Origin of the sequence: Sporosarcina psychrophila, assembly GCF_001590685.1 — a bacterium.
In the GTDB taxonomy this organism is placed as follows: Bacteria; Bacillota; Bacilli; order Bacillales_A; family Planococcaceae; genus Sporosarcina; species Sporosarcina psychrophila.
On record NZ_CP014616.1, the window covers coordinates 1,084,107 to 1,110,801 of the forward strand.

Sequence of the window (26,695 nt, forward strand, 5' to 3'; positions counted from 1 at the left end):
GGATACAGATTTTCTAATTGTACACTAACTAAAAACGAATACCATGGTAATTTGAAACAAATTACGATGTCTATCTATCTTTGGTATAATTGAAATAATTAGACATTTTGTAATGAAGGAGTGGGTTGCCTGTGAAAGAATCTGAGTTGATGCAAAAGGTGAGAGATGGAGAGAAGGATGCTTTTGAAAAATTGATGGACATTTATTCAGGAGACATTGAACGTTTCGCCATCCAGTATGGTTGTATGTTAAAACAGGCAGCTGATGTAGCGGAAGAAACGTTTAGAAATTTACATAACCAGTTAGATTCCATTAGCAATGAAGAGTCGCTTGTGTGCACGTTATATAAAAAGGCATTAAAAAGTCTAGTAAATGTTCAACAAACTGATTTGCCGAATGAACCGATTTTTCCTTTTGAAGAGGATCAGGAATTGCATGACCAGATTGTAAACCTTGAAATGGAATATAAAGTACCGTTCATTCTTTCGCAATTCCACAAGTTGGATGATTCAGAGATTGTGAAAATTACGGACACCTCCCTAGAAACAGTTGAACAAGCTATAGCGGTGGCATTCCGTGATTTGGGAGATGCGCAATTGAAAAAGAGGCTGGATTTCCTCAATAAGTCATATAGGCGCATGAAGTCTTCATTCAGAAAAGAGCAGGTTTTTGCAAAGCCTCAGCAGGAGATACGGACAGATGGAGAATTGAAACAAACGATATCTAAGAAGGCCATGATTTCCTGGATTGCCGGAATCATAGTGCTGCTTTTGCTTGTAATAATTCCTATAGTTACAGGGGAAGAATACAAAAAAACTTCAGCCGAAAAATATGTAGAACGATTGAAGGAGTCGTTTGAGCAAGAAATAGGGGGCCGATATTCTGAACTGGGCCTTATTGAATCGACCGAGGAAGACAAACTAGACTATAACTATATATGGTATGGCAATCAAGCACGCGCTGATTTTGAGTCGATGATAAAAAGATATGAGGGCGTTATTGACAAAACTGGTACTTTGAATAAAAAGAAGATAGAGGATGAGTATGGAAAAATAATTAACAAATTGGAATTAGCATCTGAAATGGCTAACCGATTAGTAAAAAAACCGCTTGCGAACGATAAAGCGAAAAGTGGAGAATTCATGAAGGGCTATTTGAAACAGTATGACGTACTCCAACAAGCTTATTTCATGACATTTATCAAACATGAACAGATTACCGCAGATGCAATCGTTAACGAATCTTTTGCTGCTGATAAGTTTATACAGCAGAAAGATACATATCCTGAAGACTTGCAACAAGCATTAGATGGAATGATTAAACAAAACATCTATCCAACTTTTATTAAGGGATTCGGCACATTAGCTCCAAGTTACGGTAAGAATGACTTCAGCGCAAAGATTCGATCTTCAATCCACGAAGATTTTGGTGGTTTTTTCACATTATTGGAATCTGCACCTTTCGTATCGTATCCGGGACTAGCGCATTCCCTAGAAGACTCGGTTGATTTTTTATTGGACATGGAAAAATCATTGTTGTCAACAACTATCAATGATGAAAAGACTGACATGCTCAGTTGGACTTACAACGAACTCTTTTATGTAATCGGCGGGGCGGCGGAACTTGATCGTATATTTGGCGATGATGGCAAGGTGAAAACGGAGTTTCGCGAAGGATGGGAACGAATCGCTTCTGCCGGTGAAGGCTCTCCAGCAGCTTATATTATGCAAATGATCATCTCCGAAATGGATGCAACAGATTGGACGGAGTCAAAAAGCCTCAATCGTTTAGGAATATATGACGTTCATCAAGCATTGGAGCTTGCGAAAGCAGGAAAACTTGAATCGTTTAGCATAAGCGGGATTATGCAAACTGAAACGGGTATGGAAATTGTGACGCTTCCCAATCCTAGCTTTGAGAACGTAGTTCAAGAGACATATTATTCATTCTCCTTGTATCATGATCTTTCTAAATTAAAAGGAGTCAGTCCCTTGGTTATTATTGGTGTTTACTTTTACGCGAATGAACAAAAAGATCCAGAGACGATGTGGCATCTTTATAGTAAAACAAAAAATGTTGTCAAACTTGAAGAATTCGTTGATGAATGGAGTCAATTTGATATAGATCTTTATAGTTTCGATAGTCTGCGATTTGATGGTAGCGAAGAAACGGCGGGTTCAATCGGATTTCAGCGTGGAAATACTCTTTCTGTTAGTACGCAGATGGCTTTGAATGAAGATTTCGTATGGGAAATCGAGCAGATTATTTTAAGTTTGATGTTTTTTTGAATAAGGGGGGACTTCGTACATGGAAGAATCCGGTGGGGTTGAAGAAGCAAAGAATGGAGATCTTGCGGCATTTGAAAAATGGATGGATCTTCATTCAGGCAACTTAGAACGGTTTGCCATTCAATGTGGCTGTACACGAGAATCGGCAGGGAAGGTTACGGAAGAGACGTTTCGAACGTTCTTTACGGATTTGGGAAAATTGAATGATGAGGAATGGCTCCGGTATGACTTATATAGAATGGTGTTAGAAATGCTTGTACATATTCAACGGAGGGAGCCTTTACAAGAGTCCATTTTGTCGTTTGAAGAGGATCAGCAATTGCATGAAAAGATTATGAATCTTGAAGAAAAAGCTAAGCTATCGTTAATTCTTTCCCAATTTCATGGAATGAATGAAGTAGAGATAGCAACGATTACGGGTATTTCCGCAGATGCTGTCGAAGAGTCCATCGCACAAGGGGTCAAACAACTGACTGTTGAAATTGACAGCTTACTTTTGGAGAAACGGCTGGAATTCCTTCATAAATCATATGGGAGAATTAGTTCTTCATTCAGAAAAGATCAGGTTTTCGCGAAACCACAAAAGGAAATACAAGCTACTAAGAAATTGAAACAAAAGATATCAAAGAAAGCTATGGTTTCATGGATTGCCGGAATTATTGTCTTATTGTTACTTGTTATGCTTCCTGCTGTGACGGGGGAGGAGTATAAAAAAGCGTCAGCCGAAAAATACGTGGAACAGCTTAAAGTATCTTTTGAGGAAGAAATAGCGAGTCGCCATGCTGTATTGGGTTTGACGGAACCAACTGAAGAAGATAAACAAGAGTATTATTATTTTGGATATGGCAAACAAGCACGTGAGGACTTTGAAGTGATGATCCAAAGAGAAGAAAGAGTTATTGCGGAAATTGGCAGGATTGATAAAAAAAGTATTGGTAAACAGTATGACGAAATCGTTAAAACACTGACATTGCCATCTAAAATGGTCGAACAGCTCGTTAAAAGTCCTCTCACAAGTGATAAAGAAAAAAGTGCGGAATTTATAATTGAGTACGTGAAACAGATTAATGAAATACAAAATGCCTACAGTACATTTTTTTTTAGATATCATCAATTTATTGATGAAGCTACAGTTGACGAAACCGTTAATATTGAAAAGTATCTTGAAATGAAAGAGTCCTACCCTAAAGAATTACAGAAGGCGTTAAATAGTATGGAGAAACAAAATCTTTATCTGTTACCTTTTTATTCGAGTTATGCCAAAACTGAGTTAAGTGCTCAAATTAAAGCTTCGATTCATAAAGATTTTAAAGGCTATATAGCTTTTTTAGAATCCTCATCAATCGATTATTATTCGAAGCCGGCTAGTTCCTATATTGAACTAATGGCTAATTTGGTAGAAATAGAAAACACACTGCTAGCAAATGTGGAAATTGAAATTCCTTATACATCGCTGGAGGATTATTACTCTTGGTTAGTTTATTTAATGGTCGTCGGCTCTGAAACGAATCAGATCGTTGGTTTCGACGGAAAGGTAACAGAAGAAGTTAAATCTATTTGGATGAAAGTTGCTGCTAATGGAGAAGGATCGCCATCTGCTTTTATAATGCAAAAAGTTATAAACGAAATGGAAGCGAGCGGATGGACAGAATCTGAAACACAAAGCCATTTAAATCTATACCATCTTGGTTATGCAGTGGAACTTGCCAGGAAGGGAAGACTTCATACCTTTGAGATGAGCGGAATTCTACAATCGGATAGGGGTCTTAGTAGTGTCACTTTTCCCGATTCTTCTTTTGAGGATTTAGTTGAGAAGACTTACGAACTTTACTCAACAGGTCATGATTCTGCTGTGTTAAAAGATGTACATCCATTGGTCGTTTTTGCAGTTTATTGTTTTGCGAATGACCATGAAGATCCGGAAACGATGTGGCATCTGTATAATCCCGAGGATGATTTACATACTCTCGAAGAGTATATAAGTGGATGGAGAAAAGTGGATGTCAATCTTTACGAAATGAAGAGTCTATTGTTTGACGGAAGGGAATCTTCGACGGGTTCAATCGGATTTGAGCGAGGAAGTATGAATTTTTTTGATGCTGAGATGGTATTGGATGAGACTGCTGGATGGAAAATTAAACATATTGATTTAAACTTTATGAAGTCTGAATAAGTTACCTGTGTACTTTTTAAAAGGAGTTGACTCTGTATTAAGGAATCAAATTTTATTCAAAAGGTAAAAGATGGAGATTTGGTTATGTTTGAAGAGTGGGTGGATATGTATTCACCTGACATTGAACGTTTTGCGTTTCAGTATGGATGTTCTTTAGTGGAAGCTGCAGAAGTAGCCGAGGAAACATTTCATACAATTTACACCAATTTAGAGAAACTGGCTGATGGTAAGCGATACATTTATAAAACTGCTTTGGAAAAGCTTGGGCAAGTTGAACAAACGAATCCACGGCTGGCTAGTCCTATTCCATTTAAGGAAGACGCTGAATTTCATTCGGAAATAATAAAGCTTGATGAAAAATACCGTGTGCCACTTGTTCTTCATTTATTCCATGAATTTAGCTTTGAAGAGATTAATGAAGTTATGGCTATTCCACTTGATGAAGTAGTAGCGAATATTCAAGCCGCGAGAGAATTGCTAAGAGAAGCAATAGGCTATCCGCCGCAAGATGTTTTCAAAAAACGCGTCGAGTTTCTTTGGATGTCATATGATCGTCTTCCTCTACTTTTTAATGTGGTCAATGTAAGTAGGGGGAACATACTCCAGTCATTAATGAAAGCAAGAAGTTAAGCCGAAAAGGATGGATCACTGTCATTATTCTTGGTTTCCTGCTGATTGGTATAGTGGGGAGTACATATTTTACAGGTGAAGAATGGGAACTACGGTCGGACCGTAAGTATATTGACAAGTTGAAAAAAGAATATGCTAAGAAGGTTGATGAAAAGAAAGCAATTTTAGGCGTAAGTGAGGATATATTTAACCAAATCCCTTTTATTGCGGACGCTAATGAACAAGTAAATACCATGCTAGTGGGGCTTGAGAATAAAAATCGTGAAGGTGGAAAAATCGACCGCCAATTAGCGGATGACAAGTTGCTTGAGGTAAATGAAATGATGAAATTGCCATCAGAGCTTGCAGACGAATTATTTGCGGCTCCTCTCGTAAACGATGTAGAAAAAAGTATGATGTTTGCTGAACATTATCTTAAAAAAGCAGATGGAATTAAATATTCACTTTACGAATTATTCGCTGATGATTACGATAAGCTGCAAGAATCGCTTGCAAATGGAACATTTGATGCCGAAGTCATTTTGTCTCAAAAAGACGAGTACTCTGAAAGTACCCGTAGTGCAATTGCGGCTCTAATAAATCAAGATTTAGCGTTACCTCAACTTCCTATCACTTCAACGACACAACGCACTATTCGACTAATGGATAGTGTATTCATTGGACGTCTTCGAGCTGCACTGCATGAAGCGGCCGGTAGCTATCTTACGCAATACGAGAAGGAACCGTTTATCATGAACGAAAAACTGTTGTATTCACTTGATGAAACCATTGAAATTATGGAGGAAATGGAAAAAACACTTGTCGCGGCGAGGCAAAATCAATGGTTGGGACATGTCGTAGAAGGAACCATGATTAACCTCCTTGAAATGATACTTCAAGGCAGAACAATTGAAGAATTCAAAAGTAGCGATGGTTCAATTAGTGAAGTACATCGCAACGCATGGAAACAGCTCGCGTCGCTCGGTCCTGATTCGGGATTAGGGGTAATCATGGCAAAGGTTGTCGAGGAGATGGAGGAGTCCGATTGGAAACGCTCTGAATTGTATAGTTCGCTAGACGATTGGAGAGTTTATGAAGCTTATTCACTTGCGGTAGAGGGGAACTTGGAACACTTTGGTATGAAACCTTTGAAGGAAATGTATGATGATTTGACTTTTAGGCTGCCCAACGATCAATTCAATGTCGAGATTGAAAATTTATTTAATGAATTTTCGGATGCATATGACAGGGATGTCCTGAAAAATGTTCACCCCCTATTAATCTTGGATCTATATTATTACGCAAACGACAAGGAAGATTCAGTCATGATGTGGCATTTAACTGAGCCAGCATCCCGTGAGGCGAGTCTAGATGAATATGAAACAAACGATTGGGTGAAGGAAATTGCTCTTTTGGATGTCACTGACTCAATCAGATACAATCCGTCATTGATCATGGATGATGGCCACAAAGTACTTGTGCCAATTGAATTCGAACGAAATGGAAAAATGTATTACAATGTTTGGATGACTTATGCGAAAGACCAAGTATGGCAAGTGGAAAAAATCGTCATCGAAGAGGGAGAACTTTGAGTAGTTCAGGAAAAAACTACCAAACATTTTCATCTACTTTTTGCTCGAGACTTGCAAACATGATATAATTTTAAGTGGCCTTAAGGGCAGAATCGATAACAAAATAGATTGGGAGCTGTTTTAAATGGCGCGAAAATATGAAGTAGGCGAAGAGTTTTCGGGCAAAGTGACAGGTATCCAGCCGTATGGTGCATTTGTTGCACTCGATGGTGAAACACAAGGACTTGTACACATATCTGAAATCACATACGGATTCGTAAAAGACATTAATGAATATCTAACTGTGGGGCAAGAGGTCCAAGTGAAAGTACTGGAAGTCGACGAAGCTGCAGGTAAGATTAGTCTATCAATTCGTGCTCTTCAAGAAGCACCGGCTGCAACACGAAAAGAAGACCATCCGCGCAAGTCACTGCAAGCGCGTGTTGACGAAAGTGATGCAGAAGGATTCAATTCATTGAAAGACAAACTTCAAGACTGGATCGAAAAGTCTGGGCAGTAATGGAACACAGCCAAAGTTCGCGACGTCCTTCGACAAAGGCTAAGTAACTCACGTTCTATGAGCCTCCGAGCGTTCGGCCGCTGTAGCTAGACAATAAAAAGTGAGGAAAAAGGCATAATCGCCTTTTTCCTCACTTTTTTAATTTCCGCAGTCGGTACTGCAAATTCTGCCTGCTCATACCAAGCGCATTTGCAGTTTTTGTGACGTTCTTATCATTGAGTTTCATCGCTTTTTGTAAGTAATAGGCTTCCGCCTCACGCAAAAACTGTTCAAGCGGTAGTAGCTCTTTGCCAGGTTGGACGATGAAATCAGCAGCTTGCGTCGGTTCGTCGGTGATATCCGCGCTTTTCATCCTGAAATGGAATGGAAGCAAATCATAGGTAATGGCAGTCTCGGTCATCGCTAGAGAAGAGATTTCGTCGAGAAGAAACTCGAGCTCCCGGGTATTTCCAGGCCATTCATACCCGAGGAAAAGATGTTCAACTTCGGGTGTAATATCTTTAAGTGTGGAACCGTAGCGTTCATTGCGCCGTTCCAAATAAGCAGAAATGAACGGTAATATATCTTCTTTTCGTTTTCGCAGAGGTGGAATTCGAATTGTGAATGAAGCAAAGAAATAATATAAGTCTTTTAATAATGTGCCCGAAGCGATTAATTCGACAGGGTCATCCCCGATACTTGCGATGAATTGCTTATTACTGTTAGGTGATTTTAAAAGTATCGATAGCAATTTTTGCTGTAATGGAATGGATAACAAATCGATTCTTTCACAAAATAATGTAAGAGGATCCTCTACATTTAAATCTTTATCTAAGCGTCCTATAAGGATTGGGTCTGAACTATGACAGAACAGGGTATAGAGTACGGTGCTGGAAGGTGATAATTCATTATGTATGCTTTCAGCGATAAGATCCTTACCTGTACCTGTTTCACCGATTAACAATACCGGTAATTTTGCTTTCGCTGCTTTTTTTGCAGTCGCAATAACCACTTTCATAGGCGGGGAGGAAGCAATTATTTGATTGAATGTTACAGGATCACTACTTTTTCGAAATGGCTGAAGAACGAATTTCTCGAGAGCTGTTACGTCACGGGCTAATTCAACAGCTCCAATGAGAGTTTGTTGGTTAAAGATTGGATATGTGTCATTAATGGATGTGATTTCTGTACCTTTTCGGTTCCAGTACGTTTGTTTTACATTTAGTTGTTCTTTGCCGCTTTGCAAAACTTTTAACAGTGTACTTTCTTCTTGGTCGAAATTGAAAAGTTCTAAAATTGAACGATCACCCACATCTTCGAGTGCAAGTCCTTCGATTTCTTTCATCTTTTCATTATAGATGACAGTTCGACCATTGTTGTCAACGGCATGTATACCAACCGCGGCACGACGCACTGCAAACTCATAAAAAGGGAAGAGTGAATCGTCTATATTCTTCAAAATAATCACCTTCCAAATACTTTTTTTGAAAAACTAATGAATAATGCTTGATATCTGCAACAATCTTTTGCATTATTATATATGTAATCAATTACTAAGTGCAAATAATATTTGCGTTTCATAATTAAAGAGGAGGAATAATATGATTCCATATAAACACGAACCATTCACAGATTTCACGGTAGAAGAGAATAAACAAGCTTTCCTTGAAGCTTTAAAGCAAGTTGAAGGATACCTTGGTCAAGACTATCCACTTATTATTGGTGGAGAGCGCATCATGACTGAAGAAAAGTTAGTATCAACAAACCCTGCAAACAAAGAAGAAGTAATCGGTAGCGTTTCTAAAGCAAGCAAAGACCTTGCTGAAAAAGCGATGAAAATTGCTGACGAAACATTCAACACGTGGAAGAAAGTTAAACCTGAATTCCGCGCAGACGTATTATTCAAAGCTGCTGCAATCATCCGCCGCCGCAAACACGAATTCTCAGCATTACTTACTAAAGAAGCAGGTAAACCTTGGAATGAAGCAGATGCTGATACAGCTGAAGCAATCGATTTCCTAGAGTTCTATGCACGCAAAATGCTTGAACTTAAAAATGGTATCCCTGTTGAAAGCCGTCCAGGCGAATTCAACCGTTTTGACTACATTCCTCTTGGAGTTGGCGTTATCATCTCTCCATGGAACTTTGCATTCGCAATCATGGCGGGAACGACAGTTGCTGCTCTTGTAACAGGAAATACAGTACTTCTTAAACCTGCATCGACAACACCAGTTGTTGCATACAAATTCATCGAAGTACTTGAAGAAGCGGGCATGCCAACAGGCGTTGTCAACTACATCCCAGGTTCTGGTGCTGAAGTGGGCGACTATCTAGTTGATCACCCAAGAACACGCTTTGTGTCATTCACTGGTTCACGTGAAGTAGGAACACGCATCTACGAACGCGCGGCTAAAGTGAACGAAGGCCAAATCTGGTTGAAACGCGTTATCGCTGAAATGGGCGGTAAAGATACAATTGTTGTTGATAATGAAGCAGATCTAGAACTTGCTGCACAATCAATCGTGAAATCTGCATTCGGATTCAGTGGACAGAAATGTTCAGCTTGTTCACGTGCGATCATTCACGAAGACGTTTATGACCAAGTTGTTGAACGTGTTGGCGTATTGACAAAAGAATTGACGTACGGTGATCCAACTGAGCTATCAAACTTCACTGGCCCAGTAATCGATCAAGCGTCATTCGACAAAGTTATGAGCTACATCGAAATCGGTAAAACAGAAGGTCGTTTAATCGCAGGAGGAACAGGCGACAGTTCGAAAGGATTCTTCGTTGCACCAACGGTTATTGCGGATCTTGATCCAAAAGCGCGCGTTATGCAAGAAGAAATCTTTGGCCCAGTTGTCGGTTTGTCGAAAGCGAAGAGCTTCACTGAAGCTATCGAATTTGCAAACAACACGGATTACGGCCTAACTGGCGCTGTCATCACAAACAACCGTCATCACATCGAACAAGCTCGTGAAGATTTCCATGTAGGTAACTTGTACTTCAACCGTAATTGCACTGGTGCAATCGTTGGTTACCAACCGTTTGGTGGATTCAACATGTCGGGGACAGATTCAAAAGCTGGCGGACCGGATTACCTACAACTTCATATGCAAGGTAAAACAACTTCAGAAACACTATAAGAAAAGCGTAAGCGCCTTGGTAGACCCGAAAAGCGCTGGAGGGCCTGAAGATAAATGCGCTCTTTGCCTTTAACTTAAGGATTGAAGCGACTCGAGGAGCTAGGCGCTGGAGCTAGACACTAAGAAAAGCGGAGGGCGCCTGCACAAAAAGGAATGCAGCCTAAGTGTGCCACTTCCTGTGGCAACAGCTGCATGACCTACATCCTGTAGGCCCGCGACAGGCATAAGGCGGACCGGCGACGCGGTGAACTCCCCGCATAGCTGGGCTGACTTATGACCCGAGCATCTGGCGCCCGGAGCTAGACACTGATTTATCAGACCCATCTATTTGGGTGGGTCTGTCTTTACATATAAAGGGGAGGGAAATGTATGTCGGTATCAGAAAAAGTAATTGTTCAAACGGAGAAATTTGGGGCAAACAACTATCATCCACTGCCAATCGTTATTTCTGAGGCACAAGGGGTTTGGGTAAAAGATCCTGAAGGTAATAAATTTATGGATATGCTTTCCGCGTATTCAGCAGTAAACCAGGGGCATCGTCATCCGAAAATTATTCAAGCATTGAAAGACCAAGCTGATAAAGTAACGCTTACTTCCCGTGCTTTCCACAATGACCAACTTGGTCCATGGTATGAAAAGATTTGTGAACTGTCAGGCAAAGAAATGGCACTTCCTATGAACACAGGAGCTGAAGCTGTTGAAACAGCTATTAAAGCAGCACGCCGCTGGGCTTATGACGTTAAAGGGATCGCAGAAGACCAAGCAGAAATCATTGCGTGTGAAGGCAACTTCCATGGTCGTACAATGACAGCTGTTTCACTATCTTCAGATGCTGAATATAAACGTGGATTTGGTCCAATGCTTCCAGGCATCGACCTTATTCCCTACGGAGATATCAAAGCACTTGAAGCAGCAATTACACCAAATACTGCTGCATTCCTTATCGAACCGATTCAAGGTGAAGCAGGTATTATTATTCCGCCAGCAGGTTATATGAAAGCAGCACGTGAACTTTGTAAAAAGAATAACGTTCTATTTATTGCAGATGAAATTCAAGCCGGCCTGTGCCGTACTGGAAAAATGTTTGCATGTGAATGGGAAGACATGGATCCGGATATGTATATCCTAGGTAAAGCACTAGGTGGCGGCGTATTCCCAATATCTTGTGTACTTGCTGACAAATCTGTTCTTGGTGTATTCAATCCGGGATCACACGGTTCAACTTTTGGTGGAAATCCTATGGCGTGTGCAGTATCAATCGCGTCTTTAGAAGTGCTGGAAGAAGAAGAACTGGCGAAAAAATCTCTTGAACTCGGAAATTATTTCATGGAAGAGTTAAAGAAAATTGAACATCCGTCGATTAAAGAAGTACGCGGACGCGGATTGTTCATAGGTGTTGAGTTAACTGAAGCTGCTCGTCCATATTGTGAAGAGTTGAAAGAGCTTGGATTACTATGTAAAGAAACACACGATACAGTGATTCGTTTTGCTCCGCCACTCATTATCACAAAAGAAGAATTGGACTGGGCAATAGGTAAAATTAAAAAAGTTTTCGTTAACTAAAATACTTAACAATATAAGTGTCCGATATGTTACAATATATGCATAGAAAACATTATGAATCAAAGAGGCGAATCATTAAATGACTGAAAACCTGAATCTGTTTACGTCTACACAAGCTCTTTTTAAAGATGCACTTGATAAACTAGGCTACGATGAAGGAATGTACGAACTTCTAAAAGAACCACTTCGTATGATTGAAGTACGTATTCCTATAAAAATGGACGATGGCAAAGTAAAAGTCTTCACGGGTTACCGTGGACAGCATAACGATGCAGTTGGACCAACAAAAGGTGGCGTACGATATCACCCGCAAGTAACGCTAGAAGAAGTAAAAGCACTTTCTATGTGGATGACATTAAAAGCTGGCATCGTCGACCTACCATATGGCGGCGGTAAAGGTGCAATCGTTTGTGATCCACGTGAAATGTCTATGGGTGAACTTGAACGACTAAGCCGCGGTTATGTCCGTGCCTTAAGCCAAGTAATGGGACCTAACAAAGATATCCCAGCTCCAGACGTCTTCACAAATGCGCAAATAATGGCATGGATGATGGATGAATATAGCCGTATTGACGAATTCAACTCACCTGGCTTCATTACAGGTAAACCAATCGTTCTTGGTGGATCGCAAGGTCGTGACCGTGCGACTGCCGAAGGGGTAACAATCATTATCGAGGAAGCGGCGAAACGTCGTGGAATTGATATGAAAGGTGCACGTATCGTAATTCAAGGTTTCGGAAACGCGGGTAGCTTCCTATCTAAGTTCCTTCATGATGCTGGCGCGAAAGTAATTGGAATTTCCGATGCTTATGGTGCCCTTCATGATCCAGAGGGTCTTGATATCGATTACTTACTAGACCGTCGCGATAGCTTCGGAACAGTAACTACACTTTTCGATAACACGATTTCGAACCAAGAATTACTTGAACTCGATTGCGATATTCTTGTGCCTGCGGCAATCTCTAATCAGATTACTGAAAAAAATGCACATAATATCAAAGCAACGATTGTTGTTGAAGCAGCAAATGGGCCGACTACAACTGAAGGAACTAGAATTCTTAAAGAACGTGGAATTCTACTTGTTCCCGATGTTCTTGCAAGTGCGGGCGGCGTAACAGTTTCATACTTTGAGTGGGTCCAAAACAACATGGGCTACTATTGGACTGAAGAAGAAGTGCGCGAAAAAATGACGAAAAAAATGGTTGAAGCATTTGAGAACGTATATACAACTGCGGAAACTCGTAATATCGACATGCGCCTAGCAGCATATATGATTGGTGTTCGTAAAACTGCGGAAGCATCACGTTTCCGTGGTTGGGCATAATCAAAACAATAAAGGCATCTCCCGGTTTAAACGGGAGATGCCTTTATACTTTTTCAGGAACCGAAACAATTACCTCATCGTGATCCTGCCGCTGATTAAATAGCAAGCCAAGGTTGATGAGACCTGAAACTCCTATGATGATATAAATAAATCGTGCGAGCGGTTCCGCGGAACCACCTGCGAATTGTGCAACAACGTCGAAACGGAATATTCCTGCTACTCCCCAATTGAGTGCACCGATAATTGTCAGTGCTAGAGCTATTTTATGAACTTTACTCATTTTGCAACACCTCCTTAAATTACTATGCCCAGAAGACTGATTTTCATACGCGCACCTTTATTTTTGCAAAATGGTTTATTGTTTCGGATAATGAAAGAATAAAGGGAGGCAATATAGAATGAATGAATTTGTATTCCATAATCCAGTTAAGCTTATTTTTGGAAAAGGCCAACTTCAGAAATTATCACAAGAACTAGCGAATTACGGTAAAAAGGTGCTTGTCGTTTATGGGGGCGGCAGCATCAAGAGAAATGGTCTATATGATGAAGTAATGGCGATTTTAAAAGAGAATGATATGGAGGTACATGAACTTTCAGACGTTGAGCCAAATCCGCGTGTGTCAACTGCGCGAAAGGGTGCGGAGATTTGTAAGGAAAAAGACATCGACGTTATCTTAGCAGTTGGCGGAGGATCAGTTATCGACTGTGTAAAACTTATTGCATCGGCAGCGAAATATGAAGGTGATGCATGGGATCTTGTAACAAGGAAAGCGTTCGCGGAAGATGCAATCCCATTTGGTACAGTTTTGACACTTGCAGCAACAGGTTCGGAAATGAATGCCGGATCTGTTATTACTAATGAAGAAACGGAAGAGAAATATGGATGGGGCGGTCCGTTTAATTACCCGAAATTCTCTATTCTTGACCCAACCTATACATTATCTGTACCCAAAGACCAGACGATTTATGGGATTGTTGATATGATGTCCCATATTTTTGAACAATACTTCAATAATGCAAAGAACACGCCTGTACAAGATGAGATGTGTGAAGGTGTGCTACGTGCAATAATGGATAATGCACCAAAGCTTGTCGAAGACTTGGAGAATTATGATTTACGTGAGACGATTTTATTTGCGGGTACTATAGCGTTGAATGGCTTCCTTCAAATGGGCTATCAAGGAGACTGGGCGTCACATGATATCGAACATGCTGTGTCCGCGGTTTATGATATCCCGCACGCAGGTGGGCTTGCGATTCTTTTCCCACATTGGATGAATCATAATGTTAACGTTAATCCTGCGCGATTTGCCAAGCTTGCTGTCAACGTATTTGGAGTTGCACCAGAAGGTAAGACGCAGGATGAGGTCGCGTTTGAAGGGATCGCACGTCTAAGAGCATTTTGGACGTCTATTGGAGCGCCTGAAACGCTTGCCCATTATGACATCGATGATTCGAAACTGGATTTGATGGCAGAAAAAGCAACAGTCAACGGGCCACTTGGGCAATTCAGCAATCTAAATAAAGAGGATGTACTATCAATTTTAAAAGCTTCATTATAAGAGAATTAAAAACGTCACGCCGGGGTTATCTCCGGCGTGACGTTTTTGTTATTCAGGGAATTTTGAACCGAATTGCTTAATTGCATCAGTGGAATTGGACCTTTTCCATGTTGACACACCGTCATCTTCATCAAAAGAAATTAAAACGTCCTGTACACCTTTTTGATTGAGGATAATAGTCATGAGTCGGTCCCGCACATCGTCGACATAGGCGACTGTATGGGATGGGTCAACTTCTGCGACAATTTCAACATGAAGGAATTCGCCTTCTTTGATAACTTCAATACGTTGAATATCTTTTACATCGGGATCTTCAGCAACGAGTAGGGAAATGTGATTGAGCATTTCCTCGTCCGTTTCCCCGATTGCACCACGTGCATTTTCGAGAAATACTTTACCAACCACATAGAACATCATCATACCAATCATAATGGATGCAATGCCTTCCGCTACAAGTAGCCCAAGGAAATGAGCCAACAGGACAGCGAAAAATGCGAGAAGTCCGCCTAGTGTTGCGACAAAATCTTCCATGAATACGAGTTTTGTTGCGGGTTTAGCACGATTGAGGTTTTTAAAACCTAGTGTAATGGGAGCCATCCCACCTTTATCAATCCCTGCTTCATGAAGTATCTCTTTACCCGCCTTGTAAAGTACAATGCATTCCAAAATGATACCTATACCAAGAACAGAGAGATTTATAATTAAATTTCTCATTCCGCCTGACTCAGATGGATTTACGATATGATGCCACCCGCCTATGATAGCCTCATAGGACATGATTCCAACTATAATGACAGCGCCCAGACAAACTAAATTTACGACACGGCCGAATCCATTAGGATATTTCGGGGTGGGTGCTTTTTTCGAAAGAGCAGAACCAACGAAAACGAAAAACTGGTTCGCTGCATCACCAAATGAGTGCATCATTTCTGCAAACATAGCCACATTTCCAGTGAAGAAGAATGCAATGGCTTTTAAACAAGCGATTACTGTGTTAACAATTGCTGCGAGTAGTGAGGGCTTGTTGCCTTCTTTTAAAAGTTTTAGTATGTCTCTCATAATTTTCCTCCGTTATGGGAATATTTCGATTTCAACCGATTCGATATAAGGTAGTGTCGACAACTCGATATACAAATTAGACGTATGTCTTTTGGGAAGTGCTGAGATTCGAAAATGAAGTTCGTGCTGTACTTGAAGATCCCTTGATAGAATTTGCCGAATCCGCAAATTCTCGATTGTCATGCTTTCTATCTTCAGGTAAGTAATGAGATCTTCAATCTTTGATTTGTCCGATAACACTACAATGAAGGAAGCTTCTTTTGTACGAAGTCTCTTTGGCCCCAATTTATCAAGTGCAGGTGCAAGGACTTCGATGACAAACATCACGGCTAGTACAGCAAACGCAGCTTCAATATAAAAACCGGCCCCAACAGCAATCCCGATACTTGCCGCTCCCCAAATCATAGCTGCCGTCGTTAACCCAGTAATGCTGTCATTACCTCTACGCAGGATGGCTCCAGCTCCGAGGAATCCGATACCGCTGACAATTTGGGCAGCTAAGCGGAGCGGATCCATCGTTACGTTAATATCATTCCGCGCTGGAACGAGATAAGCTGCTTCTATAGAGACGACAGTCAGAAGGCAGCTAAAAGTGGCGATAACAGCACTCGTTTTTAATCCAATCGGTTTCTTCTTTATTTCCCTCTCCACACCAATAACTAAACTTAAAACTAAAGCGAGCGTGATTTTAATTAACACTTCGGGATACATCGCTTCATTTGCAATCCAAGTCATAATCGTTCCCCCCTAGTAATGTCCTCTCTTAATTACCATGTTATACTTACAACTATCTATTGTCTAAAAAGATAGAGATGTAACCTAATTCCTTTTGAAAGAGATGTGTTAGAAATGGAAAAGCCTCGAATTCATCCGTATATCCCAATTATTATAGGAGTGATATCAGTAGCACTATCGGCGATATTCGTGAAACTCGCCACAGCAGATGCTGGTGTGATTGCATTTTATAGAATGTTCTTCTCTGTGCTAATTATGTTACCGCTCTTTCTTATGAAGTATAGGAAGGAAGTATTGACGCTCAGTAAAAAAGATTGGATCTTTTCGGCAATTGCCGGAGTATTTTTAGCCTTTCACTTCATTCTATGGTTCGAGTCATTAAATTACACATCGGTTGCTAGTTCAACGGTGTTAGTTACCTTACAGCCCATATTTGCTTTTGTAGGAACGTACTTCTTCTTTAAAGAGAAGTTATCGTTCAAAACAATTTTATCTGCTTTGATTGCTGTAACGGGAAGTGTAATCATTAGCTGGGGAGACTTCAAGCTGAGTGGCACTGCTTTTTATGGAGATATGTTGGCGTTAATTGCATGTGCGCTTATTACTACCTATCTGCTATTCGGACAAGATGTACGTAAACGTCTTTCTCTTATTACATATACATTTGTTGTTTATTCGATAAGCACAATTACGTTGTTCTTCTATGTTCTCATCAAAGGGGAGTCATTTGGCCCTTATCCAGGATCTGATTGGTTCTGGTTTATAATGCTCGCACTCATACCGAATCTGTTAGGGCATACACTTTTCAACTGGGCCATTAAGTGGGTAAGTACCAACGTTATATCTATAGGTATACTATTTGAGCCAGTTGGAGCTGCAATCTTGGCGTTCTATGTCTTTGATGAAACCTTATCCATATCCCAAATTGCCGGCGGAATGGTTGTGATAGCGGGGATAGTGCTCTTTGTAATTGATGGTGAAAAGTTGCGGAATAAATTCTTTTCGAAAAAGGCTTGATTTCTTATAACGTTCTGTAGTATATTAATACATGTCCTCAGGGAGCGAGAAACATCAGCGAAAAAGAAATTGAAATAAAATGTTGACTCGTTCCGGAAGAGATGTTATATTAAATGACGTTGCGCTTTAAACATTGTTTAAACAACGAAAAAGAAATTGAAATTAGTTGTTGACAAAGAAAGCGTAAGTTGATATGATATAAGAGTTGCTGCTGAAACATCGGTAGCCAAATGAACCTTGAAAACTGAACAGCAAAACATCAATGAAATACAGCGAGGGTGCTAACGCACTCGAGCAAAACGTTTCTAACTAAGTCAGCTTCGGTTGGTTGAAAAGAAACACACACAAGAATCTTCGGATTCGAGTCAGCAAGAAATGAGCTATTCATTTTCTTCTATTATGGAGAGTTTGATCCTGGCTCAGGACGAACGCTGGCGGCATGCCTAATACATGCAAGTCGAGCGGAATGACGAGAGCTTGCTCTCTGATTTTAGCGGCGGACGGGTGAGTAACACGTGGGCAACCTGCCCTACAGATGGGGATAACTCCGGGAAACCGGGGCTAATACCGAATAATCAGTTTGTCCGCATGGACAAACTCTGAAAGACGGTTTCGGCTGTCACTGTAGGATGGGCCCGCGGCGCATTAGCTAGTTGGTGGGGTAATGGCCTACCAAGGCAACGATGCGTAGCCGACCTGAGAGGGTGATCGGCCACACTGGGACTGAGACACGGCCCAGACTCCTACGGGAGGCAGCAGTAGGGAATCTTCCACAATGGACGAAAGTCTGATGGAGCAATGCCGCGTGAGCGAAGAAGGTTTTCGGATCGTAAAGCTCTGTTGTAAGGGAAGAACACGTACGGGAGTAACTGCCCGTGCCATGACGGTACCTTATTAGAAAGCCACGGCTAACTACGTGCCAGCAGCCGCGGTAATACGTAGGTGGCAAGCGTTGTCCGGAATTATTGGGCGTAAAGCGCGCGCAGGCGGTTCTTTAAGTCTGATGTGAAAGCCCACGGCTCAACCGTGGAGGGTCATTGGAAACTGGAGAACTTGAGTACAGAAGAGGAAAGCGGAATTCCACGTGTAGCGGTGAAATGCGTAGAGATGTGGAGGAACACCAGTGGCGAAGGCGGCTTTCTGGTCTGTAACTGACGCTGAGGCGCGAAAGCGTGGGGAGCAAACAGGATTAGATACCCTGGTAGTCCACGCCGTAAACGATGAGTGCTAAGTGTTAGGGGGTTTCCGCCCCTTAGTGCTGCAGCTAACGCATTAAGCACTCCGCCTGGGGAGTACGGCCGCAAGGCTGAAACTCAAAGGAATTGACGGGGACCCGCACAAGCGGTGGAGCATGTGGTTTAATTCGAAGCAACGCGAAGAACCTTACCAGGTCTTGACATCCCACTGACCGGTGTAGAGATACGCCTTTCCCTTCGGGGACAGTGGTGACAGGTGGTGCATGGTTGTCGTCAGCTCGTGTCGTGAGATGTTGGGTTAAGTCCCGCAACGAGCGCAACCCTTGATCTTAGTTGCCAGCATTCAGTTGGGCACTCTAAGGTGACTGCCGGTGATAAACCGGAGGAAGGTGGGGATGACGTCAAATCATCATGCCCCTTATGACCTGGGCTACACACGTGCTACAATGGATGATACAGAGGGTTGCCAACCCGCGAGGGGGAGCCAATCCCATAAAATCATTCCCAGTTCGGATTGGAGGCTGCAACTCGCCTCCATGAAGCCGGAATCGCTAGTAATCGTGGATCAGCATGCCACGGTGAATACGTTCCCGGGTCTTGTACACACCGCCCGTCACACCACGAGAGTTTGTAACACCCGAAGTCGGTGGGGTAACCCTTACGGGAGCCAGCCGCCGAAGGTGGGACAGATGATTGGGGTGAAGTCGTAACAAGGTAGCCGTATCGGAAGGTGCGGCTGGATCACCTCCTTTCTAAGGATTATTACGGAATGTAAACCACGGGTTTACACATTGATGTTTTGCGTTCAGTTTTGAAGGTTCATTAAGCTTTTTAAGCGTTTTTTCGCTTGAAGAAGCCTCTATATATGAACATTCAAAACTTGTTCTTTGAAAACTGAATGAAACGACATTGATAGCAACAAATCAAGTAATCAACGTAGAGAAATTCGTTTCTCTAGATTAGCGCATGCAAATGAGCTAATCATGCAATGCCTTTTACGAATTCCGATTTACATCGCTGTAAAGGAGAATTCACCAAAGAGGAATTCAAGAAGCGTAAGCTTATTGAAAACCAAAGGGTTAAGTTAGAAAGGGCGCATGGCGGATGCCTTGGCACTAGGAGCCTAAGAAGGACGGCACTAACACCGATATGCTCCGGGGAGCTGTAAGTAAGCTTTGATCCGGAGATTTCCGAATGGGGAAACCCACTGTCCATAATGGGACAGTACGTTTACGTGAATACATAGCGTAAACGAGGCACACCCGGAGAACTGAAACATCTAAGTATCCGGAGGAATAGAAAGAAAAATCGATTCCCTGAGTAGCGGCGAGCGAAACGGGAAGAGCCCAAACCAAGAAGCTTGCTTCTTGGGGTTGTAGGACACTCTATACGGAGTTACAAAGGAATGGATTAGACGAAGCGACCTGGAAAGGTCCGCCGTAGCGGGTAAAAGCCCCGTAGTTGAAAGTCCATTCTCTCCAGAGTGTATCCTGAGTACGGCGGAACACGTGAAATTCCGTCGGAATCCGGGAGGACCATCTCCCAAGGCTAAATACTCCCTAGTGACCGATAGTGAACCAGTACCGTGAGGGAAAGGTGAAAAGCACCCCGGAAGGGGAGTGAAATAGATCCTGAAACCATGTGCCTACAAGTTGTCAGAGCCCGTTAATGGGTGATGGCGTGCCTTTTGTAGAATGAACCGGCGAGTTACGATTCCATGCAAGGTTAAGCAGTGAATGCGGAGCCGCAGCGAAAGCGAGTCTGAATAGGGCGATAGAGTATGGGGTCGTAGACCCGAAACCAGGTGATCTACCCATGTCCAGGGTGAAGGTAAGGTAACACTTACTGGAGGCCCGAACCCACGTACGTTGAAAAGTGCGGGGATGAGGTGTGGGTAGCGGTGAAATTCCAATCGAACCTGGAGATAGCTGGTTCTCTCCGAAATAGCTTTAGGGCTAGCCTCAAACTTAAGAATCTCGGAGGTAGAGCACTGTTTGGACTAGGGGCCCATCCCGGGTTACCGAATTCAGACAAACTCCGAATGCCGATGATTTATGTTTGGGAGTCAGACTGCGGGTGATAAGATCCGTAGTCGAGAGGGAAACAGCCCAGACCACCAGTTAAGGTCCCCAAGTATTCGTTAAGTGGAAAAGGATGTGGCGTTGCCCAGACAACCAGGATGTTGGCTTAGAAGCAGCCATCATTTAAAGAGTGCGTAATAGCTCACTGGTCGAGTGGCGCTGCGCCGAAAATGTACCGGGGCTAAACGAATCACCGAAACTGTGGATTGACATCTTAGATGTCAGTGGTAGGAGAGCGTTCCAAGGGCGTCGAAGCTAGACCGTAAGGACTGGTGGAGCGCTTGGAAGTGAGAATGCCGGTATGAGTAGCGAAAGAAGGGTGAGAATCCCTTCCACCGAATGCCCAAGGTTTCCTGAGGAAGGCTCGTCCGCTCAGGGTTAGTCAGGACCTAAGTTGAGGCCGAAAGGCGTAGACGATGGACAACAGGTTGATATTCCTGTACCACCTCCCCGCCGTTTGAGCAATGGGGTGACGCAGTAGGATAGGGTGAGCGCGCTGTTGGTTATGCGCGTCTAAGCAGTGAGGTGTGGAATGAGGCAAATCCCGTTCCTATAACATTGAGCTGTTACAGCAAGGGGATTTATCCCTGAGTCCCTGATTTCACGCTGCCAAGAAAAGCCTCTAGCGAGGCGGGAGGTGCCTGTACCGCAAACCGACACAGGTAGGCGAGGAGAGAATCCTAAGGTGATCGAGAGAACTCTCGTTAAGGAACTCGGCAAAATGACCCCGTAACTTCGGGAGAAGGGGTGCTCTGGTAGGGTGTTAAAGCCCGAGAGAGCCGCAGTGAATAGGCCCAGGCGACTGTTTAGCAAAAACACAGGTCTCTGCAAAACCGCAAGGTGAAGTATAGGGGCTGACGCCTGCCCGGTGCTGGAAGGTTAAGAGGAGAGGTCAGCGCAAGCGAAGCTTCGAATTGAAGCCCCAGTAAACGGCGGCCGTAACTATAACGGTCCTAAGGTAGCGAAATTCCTTGTCGGGTAAGTTCCGACCCGCACGAAAGGCGTAACGATCTGGGCACTGTCTCAACGAGAGACTCGGTGAAATTATAATACCTGTGAAGATGCAGGTTACCCGCGACAGGACGGAAAGACCCCGTGGAGCTTTACTGTAACCTGATATTGAATTCCGGTGCAGCCTGTACAGGATAGGTAGGAGCCTTGGATTCCGGAGCGCTAGCTTCGGATGAGGCGTTGGTGGGATACTACCCTGGCTGTATTGGACTTCTAACCCATGCCCCTTATCGGGGCAGGAGACAGTGTCAGGCGGGCAGTTTGACTGGGGCGGTCGCCTCCTAAAGAGTAACGGAGGCGCCCAAAGGTTCCCTCAGAATGGTTGGACATCATTCGTAGAGTGCAAAGGCATAAGGGAGCTTGACTGCGAGACCTACAAGTCGAGCAGGGTCGAAAGACGGGCTTAGTGATCCGGTGGTTCCGCATGGAAGGGCCATCGCTCAACGGATAAAAGCTACCCCGGGGATAACAGGCTTATCTCCCCCAAGAGTCCACATCGACGGGGAGGTTTGGCACCTCGATGTCGGCTCATCGCATCCTGGGGCTGTAGTCGGTCCCAAGGGTTGGGCTGTTCGCCCATTAAAGCGGTACGCGAGCTGGGTTCAGAACGTCGTGAGACAGTTCGGTCCCTATCCGTCGCGGGCGCAGGAAATTTGAGAGGAGCTGTCCTTAGTACGAGAGGACCGGGATGGACATACCTCTGGTGTACCAGTTGTCTTGCCAAAGGCATCGCTGGGTAGCTATGTATGGACGGGATAAATGCTGAAAGCATCTAAGCATGAAGCCCCCCTCGAGATGAGATTTCCCATTACGCAAGTAAGTAAGATCCCTCAAAGAAGATGAGGTTGATAGGTCTGGGGTGGAAGCACGGCGACGTGTGGAGCTGACGGATACTAATCGATCGAGGACTTAACCAATTTTGAAAAGGGCTTGATTACCCTGATTCTGTGTAGCACAATGTCTGTTTTATTCAGTTTTGAGCGAATAAGTACCGTTCATAAAAAAAAGTACTTGCAATTAATTAGATGATATGTTATAATAATTATTGTCTTTGAGAAAAGACCATACAAGTCTGGTGACGATTGCGAAGAGGTCACACCCGTTCCCATCCCGAACACGGAAGTTAAGCTCTTCAGCGCCGATGGTAGTTGGGGGTTTCCCCCTGTGAGAGTAGGACGTCGCCGGTCTTGTAACAATTATTACATAGGTTTATGAATAGGACGAACAACTGAAGTTTGTCGCACTTATACCCAGGAGGATTAGCTCAGCTGGGAGAGCACCTGCCTTACAAGCAGGGGGTCGGCGGTTCGAGCCCGTCATCCTCCACCATTTTATTTATAATGAAAACTATTAGCCGGAGTAGCTCAACTGGTAGAGCAACTGACTTGTAATCAGTAGGTTGAGGGTTCAAGTCCTTTCTCCGGCACCACTTTTCGAGCCATTAGCTCAGTTGGTAGAGCATCTGACTTTTAATCAGAGGGTCGCAGGTTCGAATCCTGCATGGCTCACCATTTTTATGACTTAGTGTCATAATTTATATTGCGGGTATGGCGGAACTGGCAGACGCGCTAGACTTAGGATCTAGTGCCTTCGGGCGTGGGGGTTCGACTCCCTTTACCCGCACTTATAATGCGGAAGTAGTTCAGTGGTAGAATACGACCTTGCCAAGGTCGGGGTCGCGGGTTCGAATCCCGTCTTCCGCTCCATATTTTTGCCGGGGTGGCGGAACTGGCAGACGCACAGGACTTAAAATCCTGCGGTAGGTGACTACCGTACCGGTTCGATTCCGGTTCTCGGCATTAATAACTTTTCACTTATATGCGCTCGTAGCTCAATTGGATAGAGCACCTGACTACGGATCAGGAGGTTGTGGATTCGACTTCTGCCGGGCGCACCATTATGTTTTTAAACTTTATAATTCTTCGGGACGTAGCTCAGCTTGGTAGAGCACTTGGTTTGGGACCAAGGGGTCGCAGGTTCGAATCCTGTCTTCCCGACCATTAAGCTTTTTAAGCAGATTCGCCGCTTAAAGAATATACCATTTTAAGTAGATTTGTGCTTTAATAATTGCCAGCTATAATGGGGCCTTAGCTCAGCTGGGAGAGCGCCTGCCTTGCACGCAGGAGGTCAGCGGTTCGATCCCGCTAGGCTCCACCAACACAATTTTCATAAAGATCCTGGCGGCGTAGCTCAGCTGGCTAGAGCGTACGGTTCATACCCGTGAGGTCGGGGGTTCGATCCCCTCTGCCGCCATCTTAAAGGACCTTTAGCTCAGTTGGTTAGAGCAGACGGCTCATAACCGTCCGGTCGCAGGTTCGAGTCCTGCAAGGTCCACCACTATTATATACAGCCATGGAGGTATACCCAAGCCCGGCTGAAGGGATCGGTCTTGAAAACCGACAGGGGAGTCAAATCCCGCGGGGGTTCGAATCCCTCTACCTCCTCCATTTTTAACTAGTGGTGAAATTAAATAGTACTTATATTGTTGTCGCGGGGTGGAGAAGTGGTATCTCGTCGGGCTCATAACCCGAAGGTCACAGGTTCAAATCCTGTCCCCGCAACCAAATGGTCCCGTGGTGTAGCGGTTAACATGCCTGCCTGTCACGCAGGAGATCGCCGGTTCGATCCCGGTCGGGACCGCCATTTTTATTAATACTATAAGGTTTAGAATAAGTTAACGACTTAATGTAAACTAAATACGTGGCTCAGTAGCTCAGTCGGTAGAGCAAAGGACTGAAAATCCTTGTGTCGGCGGTTCGATTCCGTCCTGAGCCACCATTGTTATGCGAGTGTAGTTTAGTGGTAAAACCTCAGCCTTCCAAGCTGATGATGAGGGTTCGATTCCCTTCACTCGCTCCAAAAAGGGCCTATAGCTCAGCTGGTTAGAGCGCACGCCTGATAAGCGTGAGGTCGATGGTTCGAGTCCATTTAGGCCCACCATTCCGCAGTAGCTCAGTGGTAGAGCAATCGGCTGTTAACCGATCGGTCGTAGGTTCGAGTCCTACCTGCGGAGCCATTTATATATGGGGAAGTACTCAAGCGGCTCAAGAGGTGCCCCTGCTAAGGGTATAGATCGCGAAAGCGGTGCGAGGGTTCGAATCCCTCCTTCTCCGCCATATATAATTTGGCCCCTTGGTCAAGCGGTTAAGACACCGCCCTTTCACGGCGGTATCACGGGTTCGAATCCCGTAGGGGTCATACATAAAAGTAGCTTTACAAGTTCTTAATGAACTTGTAAAGCTACTTTTTAATTTGTTTATATATAGTTTTCTAGTTCACTTAAATTCTAACTATATATGTTGAATTAAAGAATCCCATTGAATCTACTGTGGCGCTCAATAAGGAGTGAGTTGTAATTCGGGGTGTGGATTGTAGAACGCTTGACGCTTTGGGGATGCCTTTCACCGTAAGCCTGGATATCGCTTCGCATCCAGTCTCACGGCTTCGGCGACCCCTTTGCCGTACCTGCACTAGTGTGTTCATTATCGAGAGAAATGTGATTTTGAGATGTATATGCCGAGATTATAAGGTGATTACTAGTTGATACTACTTATATTCAAGAAAGACGTACTCCAGGTTGCAGATTTCATCACAGATAATGAAATGCTCTTTCTCATATAGACCATCCAGCGTCGAAGCGATATTGGTAGGAGTTCTGTTTCATTCTTAAATAAAAAAGACAAGACTATGGAGAAGACTTCAGCCGCCAAAATTATATCTTTGGCGGCTTTTATCCAGTTAAGAAGCCCCGCTATTCTTTCGTCCCAAAAAGCTCTAGCATTTCGTGTACTTATGCCTTTGGAGAGCAACGGATGGATAACCACCAAACGATTCCCGAAAAATGTGTAGGGTGCTACGAAGTCGCATCCCTACACATCAAGATATCTCGATAATAGTAAAGAGGTCGTTCTATCTAAAGCAACTCAAAGGCAACTGCACACGCAGCGCCTAGTGTTTGATTAAATCATTTACTGGTTACTTTTGGTTAATTAACATACGTGAGCTAAAATATCCTGAAAAGAAACACCATAAGCAATGGCCTATGGTGTTTCTTTTCACTTCTTCTGATCCTCTATATAACTATCTTTTTCATGATAAGGAATATCTCCGAGAGGGGATTCGATTCCTTCATCATCCAGTTCCGCTTCATATTTCTCTGAGGCATCGGACCTGATGAAACCGCGTGACTTTCCATTTATATCGGTTCCTGTGAATTCTTCAAATACTTCGGTTGCACCATCTGAAATTCCGCTGTCATATAACGTATTGTAGTCATCGTGATCTCCGCTGAAATCGGAAGGGGTTTCTGATGTTCCAGATTTTGCGATTTCCTGAAAGCTGTCTTCGCCATCCCGGGCCGCTCCGGAAAAAGAATTTGGGTTGGCCATGGTAAGCGTATCTTCTTCGACAGGTCGATCATTGGGGATTTCTTGCTCAGTCGCATGGTCGATGCAAAGAGTTGTGTAAGGAACTGCTTCAAGTCGCCCAAATGGTATATCTTTTTGGCACACTTCACATTTCCCATAAGAACCGTTCACCATCGCTTGTAAGGCGCTTTCTACTTTATCTAATTCAGAGCCAGCATGAACGTTTAAAGCCATGTCTTTCTCTCTTTCAAACAGTTCTGTACCCATATCACCGGGATGATTGTCATACATCGACAGCTCGCCGGCAGCTTCTTGTGCACTTTCCTTAATATCTGTTTCTTCTTCTGTTTTTGTTAAGTGATCCTTCATTTCATATAGTTCTTTTTTTAGAGTGGCTTTTTGTTTATCGTTCAACAAGTTTTGTCACGTCCTTTTTAGTAATGGCATTAGTCTGCACATACACACCGTACTTAATAAACAAAAGTACAGATTGT

The 26,695-nt window shown here is 43.3% G+C and carries 15 protein-coding genes, 20 tRNA genes and 3 rRNA genes; 33 read left to right on the forward strand and 5 right to left on the reverse strand.

Going from position 1 to position 26,695, the window contains the following annotated elements; all coding sequences use genetic code 11:
• Positions 1-131 precede the first annotated feature (131 nt).
• The 5 genes from AZE41_RS05165 (at position 132) to yugI (ending at position 7,161) form a co-directional block, all read left to right on the forward strand.
• On the forward strand, positions 132-2,288 hold the full coding sequence (locus AZE41_RS05165; protein ID WP_067206434.1) for an RNA polymerase sigma factor: 2,157 nt from the start codon (positions 132-134) through the stop codon (positions 2,286-2,288).
• A gap of 19 nt (positions 2,289-2,307) precedes the next feature.
• Positions 2,308-4,461, forward strand: coding sequence for an RNA polymerase sigma factor (locus AZE41_RS05170; protein WP_067206436.1), 2,154 nt, complete (start codon positions 2,308-2,310; stop codon positions 4,459-4,461).
• Positions 4,462-4,545: 84 nt separating this feature from the next.
• Positions 4,546-5,091, forward strand: coding sequence for an RNA polymerase sigma factor (locus AZE41_RS05175; RefSeq protein WP_067206439.1), 546 nt, complete (start codon positions 4,546-4,548; stop codon positions 5,089-5,091).
• Positions 5,092-5,144: 53 nt separating this feature from the next.
• Positions 5,145-6,662, forward strand: coding sequence for a hypothetical protein (locus AZE41_RS05180; protein ID WP_067206442.1), 1,518 nt, complete (start codon positions 5,145-5,147; stop codon positions 6,660-6,662).
• Between the two features lie 124 nt (positions 6,663-6,786).
• The gene (yugI, locus tag AZE41_RS05185) at positions 6,787-7,161 is read left to right on the forward strand and encodes a S1 domain-containing post-transcriptional regulator GSP13 (protein ID WP_067206445.1); all 375 of its coding nucleotides are present in this window, start codon (positions 6,787-6,789) and stop codon (positions 7,159-7,161) included.
• A gap of 130 nt (positions 7,162-7,291) precedes the next feature.
• On the opposite strand, the gene AZE41_RS05190 is transcribed toward yugI, so the two are convergent.
• Entirely contained in the window at positions 7,292-8,608 is a 1,317-nt protein-coding gene (locus AZE41_RS05190) for an AAA-type ATPase lid domain-containing protein (RefSeq protein WP_335339516.1), read from the reverse strand.
• Between the two features lie 133 nt (positions 8,609-8,741).
• On the opposite strand from AZE41_RS05190, the gene pruA reads away from it, so the two are divergent.
• The 3 genes from pruA to AZE41_RS05205 all read left to right on the forward strand — a co-directional run bounded on the left by pruA (position 8,742) and on the right by AZE41_RS05205 (position 13,173).
• Positions 8,742-10,286: an L-glutamate gamma-semialdehyde dehydrogenase gene (gene pruA, locus AZE41_RS05195; protein WP_067206451.1), complete on the forward strand. Its 1,545-nt coding sequence runs from the start codon at positions 8,742-8,744 to the stop codon at positions 10,284-10,286.
• 369 nt (positions 10,287-10,655) lie between these two features.
• Positions 10,656-11,849, forward strand: coding sequence for an ornithine--oxo-acid transaminase (locus tag AZE41_RS05200; protein ID WP_067206454.1), 1,194 nt, complete (start codon positions 10,656-10,658; stop codon positions 11,847-11,849).
• 79 nt (positions 11,850-11,928) lie between these two features.
• The gene (locus tag AZE41_RS05205) at positions 11,929-13,173 is read left to right on the forward strand and encodes a Glu/Leu/Phe/Val family dehydrogenase (RefSeq protein WP_067206457.1); all 1,245 of its coding nucleotides are present in this window, start codon (positions 11,929-11,931) and stop codon (positions 13,171-13,173) included.
• Positions 13,174-13,216: 43 nt separating this feature from the next.
• On the opposite strand, the gene AZE41_RS05210 is transcribed toward AZE41_RS05205, so the two are convergent.
• Positions 13,217-13,453 carry a DUF378 domain-containing protein gene (locus AZE41_RS05210; protein WP_067206459.1) on the reverse strand — a complete coding sequence of 79 codons (237 nt, stop codon included), beginning with the start codon at positions 13,451-13,453 and terminating at the stop codon, positions 13,217-13,219.
• Between the two features lie 118 nt (positions 13,454-13,571).
• Here AZE41_RS05210 and AZE41_RS05215 point away from each other — a divergent pair, with 118 nt between their 5' ends.
• On the forward strand, positions 13,572-14,735 hold the full coding sequence (locus AZE41_RS05215) for an iron-containing alcohol dehydrogenase (RefSeq protein ID WP_067206462.1): 1,164 nt from the start codon (positions 13,572-13,574) through the stop codon (positions 14,733-14,735).
• Between the two features lie 48 nt (positions 14,736-14,783).
• Here AZE41_RS05215 and AZE41_RS05220 read toward each other — a convergent pair whose 3' ends face one another.
• Positions 14,784-15,794, reverse strand: coding sequence for a cation diffusion facilitator family transporter (locus AZE41_RS05220; RefSeq protein WP_067206465.1), 1,011 nt, complete (start codon positions 15,792-15,794; stop codon positions 14,784-14,786).
• 12 nt (positions 15,795-15,806) lie between these two features.
• Positions 15,807-16,529 carry an MgtC/SapB family protein gene (locus AZE41_RS05225; RefSeq protein WP_067206468.1) on the reverse strand — a complete coding sequence of 241 codons (723 nt, stop codon included), beginning with the start codon at positions 16,527-16,529 and terminating at the stop codon, positions 15,807-15,809.
• A 114-nt stretch (positions 16,530-16,643) separates the two neighbouring features.
• Between AZE41_RS05225 and AZE41_RS05230 the strand changes: the two genes are divergently transcribed.
• The 24 genes from AZE41_RS05230 to AZE41_RS05345 all read left to right on the forward strand — a co-directional run bounded on the left by AZE41_RS05230 (position 16,644) and on the right by AZE41_RS05345 (position 25,032).
• Positions 16,644-17,546: a DMT family transporter gene (locus AZE41_RS05230; RefSeq protein WP_067206471.1), complete on the forward strand. Its 903-nt coding sequence runs from the start codon at positions 16,644-16,646 to the stop codon at positions 17,544-17,546.
• A gap of 396 nt (positions 17,547-17,942) precedes the next feature.
• Positions 17,943-19,494: ribosomal RNA gene (locus tag AZE41_RS05235) — 16S ribosomal RNA — on the forward strand.
• Between the two features lie 325 nt (positions 19,495-19,819).
• Positions 19,820-22,751 (forward strand): 23S ribosomal RNA (locus AZE41_RS05240).
• A 154-nt stretch (positions 22,752-22,905) separates the two neighbouring features.
• Positions 22,906-23,021, forward strand: a 5S ribosomal RNA gene (rrf, locus tag AZE41_RS05245).
• Together the 16S, 23S and 5S rRNA genes with 20 tRNA genes alongside form the textbook arrangement of a ribosomal RNA operon.
• A 66-nt stretch (positions 23,022-23,087) precedes the next feature.
• A tRNA-Val gene (locus AZE41_RS05250) sits at positions 23,088-23,163 on the forward strand.
• Between the two features lie 24 nt (positions 23,164-23,187).
• Positions 23,188-23,263 (forward strand) — tRNA-Thr (locus AZE41_RS05255).
• Between the two features lie 6 nt (positions 23,264-23,269).
• Positions 23,270-23,345: transfer RNA gene (locus tag AZE41_RS05260), tRNA-Lys, on the forward strand.
• 30 nt (positions 23,346-23,375) lie between these two features.
• A tRNA-Leu gene (locus tag AZE41_RS05265) sits at positions 23,376-23,457 on the forward strand.
• Positions 23,458-23,465: 8 nt separating this feature from the next.
• Positions 23,466-23,540 (forward strand) — tRNA-Gly (locus tag AZE41_RS05270).
• Positions 23,541-23,547: 7 nt separating this feature from the next.
• Positions 23,548-23,633: transfer RNA gene (locus AZE41_RS05275), tRNA-Leu, on the forward strand.
• Positions 23,634-23,654: 21 nt separating this feature from the next.
• Positions 23,655-23,731 (forward strand) — tRNA-Arg (locus AZE41_RS05280).
• 26 nt (positions 23,732-23,757) lie between these two features.
• A tRNA-Pro gene (locus tag AZE41_RS05285) sits at positions 23,758-23,834 on the forward strand.
• 81 nt (positions 23,835-23,915) lie between these two features.
• Positions 23,916-23,991: transfer RNA gene (locus AZE41_RS05290), tRNA-Ala, on the forward strand.
• 22 nt (positions 23,992-24,013) lie between these two features.
• A tRNA-Met gene (locus tag AZE41_RS05295) sits at positions 24,014-24,087 on the forward strand.
• A 7-nt stretch (positions 24,088-24,094) separates the two neighbouring features.
• Positions 24,095-24,171 (forward strand) — tRNA-Ile (locus AZE41_RS05300).
• Between the two features lie 17 nt (positions 24,172-24,188).
• Positions 24,189-24,281, forward strand: a tRNA-Ser gene (locus tag AZE41_RS05305).
• Positions 24,282-24,323: 42 nt separating this feature from the next.
• Positions 24,324-24,398: transfer RNA gene (locus AZE41_RS05310), tRNA-Met, on the forward strand.
• A 3-nt stretch (positions 24,399-24,401) separates the two neighbouring features.
• A tRNA-Asp gene (locus AZE41_RS05315) sits at positions 24,402-24,477 on the forward strand.
• A 59-nt stretch (positions 24,478-24,536) separates the two neighbouring features.
• A tRNA-Phe gene (locus AZE41_RS05320) sits at positions 24,537-24,612 on the forward strand.
• 7 nt (positions 24,613-24,619) lie between these two features.
• A tRNA-Gly gene (locus AZE41_RS05325) sits at positions 24,620-24,693 on the forward strand.
• A gap of 4 nt (positions 24,694-24,697) precedes the next feature.
• Positions 24,698-24,774 (forward strand) — tRNA-Ile (locus tag AZE41_RS05330).
• A 1-nt stretch (position 24,775) separates the two neighbouring features.
• Positions 24,776-24,850 (forward strand) — tRNA-Asn (locus AZE41_RS05335).
• Positions 24,851-24,859: 9 nt separating this feature from the next.
• A tRNA-Ser gene (locus AZE41_RS05340) sits at positions 24,860-24,950 on the forward strand.
• Between the two features lie 10 nt (positions 24,951-24,960).
• A tRNA-Glu gene (locus AZE41_RS05345) sits at positions 24,961-25,032 on the forward strand.
• An 857-nt stretch (positions 25,033-25,889) separates the two neighbouring features.
• On the opposite strand, the gene AZE41_RS05355 is transcribed toward AZE41_RS05345, so the two are convergent.
• Positions 25,890-26,618 (reverse strand): TraR/DksA C4-type zinc finger protein, encoded by a 729-nt coding sequence (locus tag AZE41_RS05355; RefSeq protein ID WP_067206477.1) that lies wholly within the window; start codon positions 26,616-26,618, stop codon positions 25,890-25,892.
• Positions 26,619-26,695: the final 77 nt, after the last annotated feature.